This window comes from Solirubrobacter ginsenosidimutans (assembly GCF_027587205.1).
In genome coordinates this window covers 1-9,403 of record NZ_JAPDOD010000103.1, presented here as the reverse complement: position 1 = coordinate 9,403, position 9,403 = coordinate 1, and the positions used below count along the sequence as shown (strand labels likewise).

The following is a 9,403-nucleotide window of genomic DNA, read 5'->3' as shown; positions in this document are numbered from 1 at the left end:
CGCCGCCCACGCCCGCGCCGCCCGCGCCCGCGGCCTCACCGCCCCGATCCGCCGCCCCGCCGCCCACGCCCGCGAGATCGCCGCCCGCCGCCATCGCCGCGATCGCCCGCCGCGCGCTCACCGGGCCGAGGCCCTCGACGAGCTGCAATACACGGAACCACGCGACGTCGTCGGCGCCGTTGTCGACCAGGCGCAGGGTCGCCACGAAGTCCTTGACGTGCGCGGCCTCCAGGTACCGGAGCCCGCCGTATTTGTGGAACGGGACGCGGCGGCGGGTGAGCTCGAGCTCGAGCAGGTCGGAGTCGTGCGAGGTGCGCGCGAGGACGGCCTGGGCGCGCAGCTCCATGCCCTGCTCGCGGGCTTCGAGGATGCGGTCGCAGACCTCTTCCGCCTGCGCCGCTTCGTCGCGGACGTGGACCACGCGAGGTCGTACGCCGCCGTCGCGGTCCGCCTGCAGACGTTTCGGGAACGCGCGGGTCGCCTGGGCGGCCACGGCGTTCGCGGCGTCCAGGACGGGCTGCGTCGAGCGGTAGTTGCGCTCCAGCGTCACCACCCGCGTGCCCGGAAAATGCTCGGGGAAGTCGAGGATGTGCGCGGCCGAGGCGGAGCGGAAGCCGTAGATCGCCTGGAAGTCGTCGCCCACCGCCGTCACCGTCGGACCGAACGACGCGAGCGACCGGGCGAGGTCCACCTGCAGGCCGTTGACGTCCTGGTACTCGTCGATCAGCACGTGATCGAACGACGAGGCCAAGCGGGGCCCGATCACCTCGTCGGCGGCCAGCGCGCGCCAGAACAGCAGCAGATCGTCGAGGTCGCAGACCCCGAGCTCGCGCTTGCGCGCCGTGTACGCGCGAAACAGCTCCGAGATCGCCTCGCGGTGCTCGGACACCCACGGGAACGACCCTTCGATCACGCCCGACAGCGGCTCCTGCGCGTTGACGGTGCGCGAATAGATGTCCAGCAGCGTGCCCTTCTTGGGGAACCGCGTGCGGGACTTCGCGTGCCCGTGCTCCTCGCGCAGCAGGTCCAGCACGTCGGCCGCGTCACCCGCGTCGAGCACCCCGAACCCGCCCGGCAGGCCCAAAGCCGCCGCGTGCCGGCGCACCAAACGATGCGCGACCGAGTGAAAGGTGCCGCCCAGCACGCGCGACGACGCGGGCACGAGTCCCCGCGCCCGCTGCAGCATCTCCCGCGACGCCCGCCGCGTGAACGTCAGCAGCAGGATCCGCTCCGACGGCACGCCCGACGAGACCAGCCACGCCACGCGTGCGCACAGCGTCGTCGTCTTGCCCGTTCCCGCACCCGCCAGGATCAGCAGCGGACCGCCGGAATGCGTCGCCGCCGCCCGCTGCTCGTCGTTGAGCTCGTCGAGCCAGGGCCGCTCTTCGGTCTGTGCCAGTACGGCCATCGGCCCGGGGAAGCTACGCAGCGCATCGGACGGCTTCGCGCATCAGAGAGAATTGACCTCGCACGGTTGCCTGAGCGGATATAGGATCGCTGCGATGGAAGCCAACGTCCGCCCGTTGCGGGCCGACGCCGCCCGCAACCGCGCGCGCGTCCTGGATGCCGCGCGCACCGCTTTTGCCCAAGCGGGGCTCGATGTGGGCGTCGAGGAGATCGCGCGCCGCGCCGGCGTCGGCAAGGGCACGCTCTACCGCCGGTTCCCGACCAAGGAGGCGCTCGTCCGCGCCATCTTCGAGGACATCCTCGAGGAGATCGACCGCATCGTCGCGGGCGCCGAGGCCGAAGAGGACGCCTGGACCGCGTTCACGACCTACATGGCCGGCTGCGCCCGTCTGCAGGCCTCCAACCAGGGCTTCTACGACGTCGTCGCGCAACGCCTGGGGGCGGCCGCGCTGACCGACGATCAGCGCCGCCGGGTCAACGAATCGACGGCCAGGATGCTCAAACGCGGACAGGACGCGGGCGTCGTCCGCTCAGACCTGGTCCCCGAAGACGTGTCGTTGATGCTGCGGATGGTCGGCGCCACGACCCGCCCGGCGCCCGACGGCAGCCCCATGGACGACCACTGGCCGCGCTACCTCGGGCTCCTGCAGGACGCGCTTCGGCCAGAGGCGGCGACGACGCTGATCGCCGAACCCTGGCGCTTGAAGCCGACCGCTTAGACCGTGAAGCGCCCCACGAGGGCGTTGAGCTCCTCGGCGGTCCGCGCCAGGTCCGCGGCGGACGCGGCGATCTCCTGCGTCGACGCCGAGGTCTCCTGCGTCGAGGCGGAGACCTGCTCAGCCGACGCGGAGGACTGCTCGGCGACCGTGGCGACCTCGGCGACGTCGCGCTCGGCACGCGCCGAGCCCGCGGCGATCTCCTCGACCGCGGCGGCGATCTCGGCGATCCGCGCGCCCACGCCCTCGACCGCGCCGTCGATGCGCAGGAAGGCCTCGCGGGTCTGCTCGACGGTGGCGACCCCTTCTTCGGTGCGCGCGGAGCCGTCGGCCACGACCCCGACGACGCGCTGCGTCTGGCCCTGCATCTCGGCGATCAGCTCGGAGATCTCCGACGCCGCGCGGCCGGACTCCTCGGCGAGCTTGCGCACCTCCTCGGCGACGACCGCGAACCCGCGGCCCTGCTCACCCGCCCGCGCGGCCTCGATCGCGGCATTCAAAGCCAGCAGGTTGGTCTGCTCGGCGAGGCCGGTGATCGTCGTCACGATGCCGCCGATGTGCTCGGAGCGGGCGTTGAGGTCCTCGATCGCCGCACCCACCTCGGCGGACGCGGCGGCGACGCCGCGGATCGCGTCGGTGGCGTGCCCGGCGGCGGTGACGCCCTCGCGCGCGACGCGGCGCGCGTCCTCGGCCGCTTCGGCGGTGGCGAGCGCGGCCGCCGCGCTGGCCGAGGCCGCGGCGTTGGCCTCGAGCACGGCGCTGCGGGTGGATTCGACCATCCGCACCTGACGCTCGGCGCCGTGGGCGACGTCGGTCACCGCGTTGGCGATCTCGCCGACGGCGCGCCCGGCCTCCTCGGAGGAGGCGGCGACCTGCTGCGAGCCGGCGGAGACGCTGCCCGCGTTGCGCGAGACCTCGCCGATCAGGACCCCCATCTCGCTGCACATGGTCGTGTAGGCGGCGAGGCTGCGCTCGGCCTTGTCGCGCATCGCGTTGAAGGTTCGGGCGAGTTGCCCGAGCTCGTCGGTCGAGGAGACGTCCAGCCGCGCGGTGGTGAGCGTCGCGCGGTGGGTGAAGTCGCCGGTGGCGGCGGCCTCGAGGCCGCCGGTCAGGTCGTTGAGCCCCTCCTCGTCGAGGCTGCGCAGGCGGGCGATCAGCTGGCGCACCGGGCCGACGACGCTGCGCGTGATCAGCACCGCGAAGCCGACCGCGATCAGCATCGACACGACCATGACGATCAGCAGCAGCCGCGAGCGCGACGCCGTGTCGGCCTCGACGCCGTCGACCGTGCGGTGCGTCGACGCCTCGATCGAGTCCTGCAGCTTGCTCGAGCTCGCGAACAGCCGGTTCATCGCGGGCGAGACCTTGCCGGCGTAGAGGTCGCGGGAGCCCGAGCGGTCCTCGCTGCCGCTGACGGTCTCGGCGCGGGAGCGCGCCAGCGCCGCGTTGAGGTCCTTGCCCCAGGCGGTCGCCTGCGCGGAGAACGTCGCCATGTTCGCGTTGCCCTTGGTGAGCGCGGCGAGCTCGGCGGCGTCCTTGGTCGCGTCGTCGATCGAGGCCTTCGCCTCGGCCGCGATCCGGTCCTGGGTGGCCAGGTTGCGGTCATAGATGTAGAGGTGCTCGGCCGCGAGGCGGCCGATCGACTGTACCTGCTGGCCGACCTCGCCGGCGAGCGAGACCGCTCGCACATCACGCTCGGAAAGACCCTTGACCTCGTGCTTGAACGAACCGAACGCCTCGAAGGCGAGCAGGGTCACGAGCAGCAGCGCGATCGCCTGGAGCCCGAAGGCGGCGGCCAGGCGAACGGCGAGGGGCAGATTGGCGAAGCGCGACATGAGGGCGATCTCCGGGACGGCGTACGTTTCCGGCTTCATCGACCGAGGGTCGCGTCGTCTTAACGCAACGCCCGTGGAACACTCATCTTCGGCGCCGCGCGCGCCACAACAACACCGCCCAATCGGCGATGCCGGAGGCCAGATGACCGAGGGGCCCGGTCACGAACCAGGCGGCGAAACGCTCTCGCATGCGCGGGCCTTTGTATCGTTCTCCGCCGCTCTCATGGCAAACGACATCAGCACCACCACCACCGAGCTCCCCGAATCACGCGTACGCGTGGAGGCCGAGGTCGGCCCCGGCGAGGTCGAGCGGCGCATCACTCAAGCCGCCAAGCAGCTTGCACGCAACATCCGCGTGCCCGGGTTCCGGGCGGGCAAGGCGCCGCCGCCCGTCGTCATCAAGCGCGTCGGCCGGGAGGCGGTGCTGGACGAGGCGGTCCGCGAGTCGCTCGGCGGGTGGTATCGCGCCGCGATCGACGACGCCCACGTGGTGCCGGTCGGCGAGCCTGACGTGGACATCGCGGAGCTGCCCGCCGACGGGCAGCCGCTGAAGTTCTCGATCGAGATCGGCGTGCGCCCGAAGGCGACGCTGGGCGACTACAAGGGCCTCGAGGTCGAGAAGCGCGAGGCCGACGTCTCCGACGACGCCGTCGCCGAAGAGGTCGACCGGCTGCGCGAGCGCGCGGCCAAGCTCGAGCCCGTCGAGCGCCAGGCCCAGCGCGGCGACTTCGTCGTGATGGACTTCGCCGGCACCCTCGACGGCGTGCCGTTCGCCGGCGGCGAGGGGCGCGACCAGATGATCGAGCTCGGCTCCGGCCGGCTCGTGCCGGGCTTCGAGGAGCAGCTCGAGGGCTCGGTCGCCGGCCAGGAGCTGACGGTCACCGTCACGTTCCCCGACGACTACGGCTCGACCGAGCTCGCGGGCGAGGTGGCGGAGTTCGCCGTCAAGGTGCGCGAGATCAAGGCGAAGCAGCTGCCCGAGCTCAACGACGAGCTGGCCGAGGAGGCAGGCTTCGACACGCTGGACGAGCTGCGCGAGGACATCCGCTCGCGGATGGCCGAGTCCGAGACGTCGCGCATCGAGGGCGAGTTCCGCGAGGCGGCGCTGGACGCCGCGGTCGCCGCCGCGACGATCGAGGTGCCGGACGCGCTCGTCGAGGCGCGTGCGAAGGAGATGTGGGACGCGATGCTCCACCAGCTCTCGCACCAGGGCATCGACCGCGACACGTACCTGCGGATCTCCCAGCGCTCCGAAGAGGAGACGATCGAGCAGGCCAAGCCCGACGCCGACCAGGCGCTGCGCCGCGAGGCGGTGCTCGCCGCGGTCGTCGAGGCGGAGTCGCTCGAGCCCTCCGAGGAGGAGATGCTCGAGGCGGTAGCCGAGGCGTCACCCCCGGGCGAGAAGACCTCGCCGGCGAAGCTGCTCGAGCGCCTCCGTGACAACGGGCGCCTCGACAGCCTCAAAGACGACTTGTCGCAGCGCAAGGCGCTGGACCTGCTCGCGGAGTCCGCGAAGCCGGTTCCTGCCGCCGAGCAGCCAGATTCCTGATCAGCTGCTTTTAACACCTGGTCTAACGACCCGGGTCTGACGAGCCCAACCCGTTGCTAGTCTTCGCCCGAGTGGTGCGGCACGGGCCGTCAGCCATCTGAAGGATTCGAGCGTTCGAAGCGAAACGAAGCGAGGACCGTGAGCCCACTCGTACCGATGGTTGTCGAACAAACCTCCCGTGGGGAGCGTGCGTTTGACATCTACAGCCGCCTGTTGAACGAGCGGATCGTCTTCCTCGGGACCCCCGTGGACGATCAGATCGCCAACCTGATCGTGGCCCAGCTCCTGCATCTGGAGTCCGAGGATCCCGACAAGGACATCTCGCTCTACATCAACTCGCCCGGCGGCTCCGTGTACGCAGGTCTGGCGATCTACGACACGATGAACTTCATCAAGCCGGACGTGCAGACGATCTGCGTCGGCATCGCGATGTCGATGGGCGCGCTGCTGCTCGCCGGCGGGGCGAAGGGCAAGCGCATGGCGCTGCCCAACGCCAAGATCCTGATCCACCAGGTGTCCTCGGGCTTCTCCGGCCAGGCGACGGACATCGAGATCCACGCTCGCGAGGTCATCGAGCTCCGCCGCCGGCTGGACGAGATCATCGCCCTGCACTCCGGCAAGGACGTCGAGGCGGTGCGGTCAGATACAGAACGTGACTACTTCATGTCCTCGGACGAGGCCAAGGAGTACGGCATCATCGACAGGGTGATCCACGAGCACTAGCTGTTATGGCACGCCCGACGGACTCAAACGAGCAACTCCTCTGTTCCTTCTGCGGCAAGTCGCAGCGGCAGGTAAAGAAGCTGATCGCCGGCCCGGGCGTGTACATCTGCGACGAGTGCATCGACCTCTGTAACGAGATCATCGATGAGGAGCTCACCGCTCCTCCGACCTTCGACATCGACAATCTGCCGAAGCCGAAGGAGATCTATGGCGTCCTCAACGAGTACGTCGTCGGCCAGGAGCAGGCCAAGCGCACGCTGTCGGTAGCGGTCTACAACCACTACAAGCGCGTGCAGATGATGACCTCTGAGGACTCGGACATCGAGCTCCAGAAGTCCAACATCCTGCTCCTGGGGCCGACGGGCTGCGGCAAGACGCTGCTCGCCCAGACGCTCGCGCGGATCTTGAATGTCCCGTTCGCGATCGCGGACGCCACGGCGCTGACCGAGGCCGGCTACGTCGGCGAGGACGTCGAGAACATCCTCCTGAAGCTGATCCAGGCCGCGGACTACGACGTCAAGAAGGCCGAGACCGGGATCATCTACATCGACGAGGTCGACAAGATCGCCCGCAAGGCCGACAACCCGTCGATCACGCGCGACGTGTCCGGCGAGGGCGTCCAGCAGGCGCTGCTGAAGATCCTCGAGGGCACGACCGCCTCGGTGCCCCCGCAGGGCGGCCGCAAGCACCCGCACCAGGAGTTCCTGACGATCGACACGACGAACATCCTGTTCATCTGTGGCGGGGCGTTCGCGAACCTGGACAAGGTCATCGAACGGCGGATCGGGCACAAGGGCGTCGGCTTCGGCGCGATGATCGAGTCCAAGGCCGATCGCGACCTCGGCGAGCTCTTCGAGCGCTGCCTGCCCGAGGACCTGATGCAGTACGGGCTGATCCCGGAGTTCATCGGGCGCCTGCCGGTCTCCTCGGCCGTGCACCAGCTCTCCCGCGCGGACCTGATCACGATCCTCACCGAGCCGCGCAACGCGATCGTCAAGCAGTTCCAGCGCTTCTTCGCGTTCGACTCGATCGAGCTGGTCTTCAGCGCCGATGCGCTGAAGGCGGTCGCCGACCGTGCCCTGGAGCGCGAGACCGGCGCCCGCGGCCTGCGCTCGATCATCGAGGAGATCCTGCTCGAGGTGCAGTTCGAGCTGCCCTCCCGCCGCGACGTCAAGAAGTGCGTCGTGACCAAGGAGACCGTCGAGCGCGGCGTCAAGCCGACGCTCGTCACCGAGGCGCCCGACGAAGCGGCGCCAGCCGCGAAGTCCGCATAAAGACCTGATCATCCTTCGCGGGTGAGCCCCGCTCATCCCACGCTCCGAGAGCGTGCGCGCCATGCGGTGGTGGGTGATCGTGGCCGCGGTACTGGCGGCCGTCGTGGCGCTGAGCGCGCCGCGCGGCGTGGACGCCCAGCCGCCGGCGGAGAGCGATTGCATGGACCTTCCGCTCGGCCCCGTGCCGGAGTGGGACATGGTCGTGCTCGGCGACGCCAGCTGGAAGGCGGGCGAGAACGAGGGCGGCGCGGTGGTCGGGCGTGACGCGGCGTTCGAGAGCTTCGGGGTCGGCTCGCGGCTCCCGCTCGACCGGGCGCGGTTGGACCTAGCGGTCGGACGCGCCCTGCAGTTCACCAACAGCGGGCTCAATAACGGGCGTGCGACCTACGGCACCAGCCTCAGCGGCCCGCAGGACGTGACGTACTTCACGAAGGCGGCGCCGCCGTTCGACGTCGGCGCGCTGTTCGACGCGCTCAACATCCGCTCGAGCTACTGGGCGACCGAAGTCCCGGCCACCGGGACGATCGGCCCGCACGACGGCGGGTCACCCGGGCTGCAGTTCACCGGCACCGATCCGGTCCGCAACGTCTTCACGCTCACGGCGACGAAGCTCGCCTCGGCGCCGTCGATCTGGATCAAGGTGCCGCCCGGCTCCACGACGCTGATCAACGTCACGGGCACGAGCTACGCCAACCAGGGCATGTACGAGATCCGCTACTTCGATTGGGCCACCGGGCAGTTCGTCCAGCTCGGCGACACGGTGAGCGGCGACCTCGAAGGGCTGCGGCGCGGCACGCTGTGGAACTTCCCCGAGGCGACGACGATCGCCCTCCCGCCGTACATGTCGTGGCAGGGGTCGATCCTGGCGCCGCGCGCGGTGCTGACGATCGCCGGCGGCAACATCAACGGCGCGCTCGCGGTGGGCGCGATCAGCGGGAACACGGGGGAGACGCACACACACCCGCCGGATGTGTGCCTGCCGGACCCGGAGCCGTGCCCGCCGATCCCTCCGAACCCGACGCCGACGCCCACCTCGACGCCGACCGTGGCACCGCCCACGCCGACACCTACCCCGACGACGATCCCGACCACGACGCCGACCGCTACGCCGACGGCGACCGTCGCGCCGACACCGACCCGCACGCCGACACCGACCCGCACGCCGACACCGACGCGCACGCCCACGCCCGTGCCGACCGTCGAGCCAACGCCCTCGCCGGCGCCGATCGTCTCGCCGACGCCTACGCCCGACACCCAAGAGCCGGGCCAGCCGCTCGACCCGGACGAGCCGCCCGGCACGGTCATCGTCAAGGATGCCCAGAGCGACGTGCGGGTCTGCAAGAAGGTCATGACTCCGCGCGGTCGAGCGGTCGAGCGGGTGACCAGGCACGCCGGCGACACGGTCCGCTTCCGGATCCGGGTCACGAACCTCGGGACCGGGGCCGCGCAGAACGTCCTCGTCTGCGACGTGCTCCCCAAGGAGCTCACGATCGTGCGCGCGACGGTGCCGATCGTCTATCGCCGCGGCCGCCCGTGCGCCGCCATCCCGGTGCTCACCGGGCAGCGCCAGGGGTATGTGACCGTCCGGATCGCCCGCACCGCCAAAGGGGTGATCACCAACGTCGCGGCGGTGACGAGCCGCAACGGCGGCACCCGCCACAACGCCGCCTCGATCCGGGTCCTTCCGGCCCGCGGGGCAGGCGGGGGAGTGACGGGATAGGTGCGCGCGGGCGCCGCGGCCCTCCTCCTCACGGCGCTCGCGTCCCTCGCCGCAGCAACGGCGGCCGCAGCACCTGAGCGCGCCGACGCCCGCGCGCCGGCGCCCCACGTGGCAGCCGTCACCTCGCGCACGCCCCACGCGGCCTCGCGCCCCGCCCGCGCCGCCGGCGCGGCCTCGCT

7 protein-coding genes are annotated in these 9,403 nt (G+C 70.8%); 5 read left to right on the top strand and 2 right to left on the bottom strand.

The window, feature by feature from the left end; genetic code table 11:
• Window positions 1-1,408, bottom strand: a 1,408-nt coding sequence (locus OM076_RS44070) for an ATP-dependent helicase (RefSeq protein WP_270046627.1), incomplete at its 3' end; no start/stop codon positions are given.
• Between the two features lie 94 nt (window positions 1,409-1,502).
• Between OM076_RS44070 and OM076_RS44065 the strand changes: the two genes are divergently transcribed.
• Window positions 1,503-2,126 (top strand): TetR/AcrR family transcriptional regulator, encoded by a 624-nt coding sequence (locus OM076_RS44065; protein ID WP_270046625.1) that lies wholly within the window; start codon window positions 1,503-1,505, stop codon window positions 2,124-2,126.
• Here OM076_RS44065 and OM076_RS47175 read toward each other — a convergent pair.
• A complete protein-coding gene (locus OM076_RS47175; protein ID WP_270046623.1) occupies window positions 2,123-3,997 on the bottom strand; it encodes a methyl-accepting chemotaxis protein in 1,875 nt (624 codons plus the stop codon). The two genes, OM076_RS44065 and OM076_RS47175, sit on opposite strands and share 4 nt — an antisense overlap.
• Window positions 3,998-4,181: 184 nt before the next feature.
• On the opposite strand from OM076_RS47175, the gene tig reads away from it, so the two are divergent.
• From tig to OM076_RS44040, 4 genes are all read left to right on the top strand, one after another.
• Entirely contained in the window at window positions 4,182-5,507 is a 1,326-nt protein-coding gene (tig, locus tag OM076_RS44055; RefSeq protein ID WP_270046621.1) for a trigger factor, read from the top strand.
• 138 nt (window positions 5,508-5,645) lie between these two features.
• Window positions 5,646-6,230 carry an ATP-dependent Clp endopeptidase proteolytic subunit ClpP gene (gene clpP / locus OM076_RS44050; RefSeq protein WP_270046619.1) on the top strand — a complete coding sequence of 195 codons (585 nt, stop codon included), beginning with the start codon at window positions 5,646-5,648 and terminating at the stop codon, window positions 6,228-6,230.
• Window positions 6,231-6,235: 5 nt separating this feature from the next.
• Window positions 6,236-7,504: an ATP-dependent Clp protease ATP-binding subunit ClpX gene (clpX, locus tag OM076_RS44045; RefSeq protein ID WP_270046618.1), complete on the top strand. Its 1,269-nt coding sequence runs from the start codon at window positions 6,236-6,238 to the stop codon at window positions 7,502-7,504.
• A gap of 61 nt (window positions 7,505-7,565) precedes the next feature.
• Window positions 7,566-9,224 carry a choice-of-anchor A family protein gene (locus tag OM076_RS44040; RefSeq protein WP_270046628.1) on the top strand — a complete coding sequence of 553 codons (1,659 nt, stop codon included), beginning with the start codon at window positions 7,566-7,568 and terminating at the stop codon, window positions 9,222-9,224.
• Window positions 9,225-9,403 lie beyond the last annotated feature (179 nt).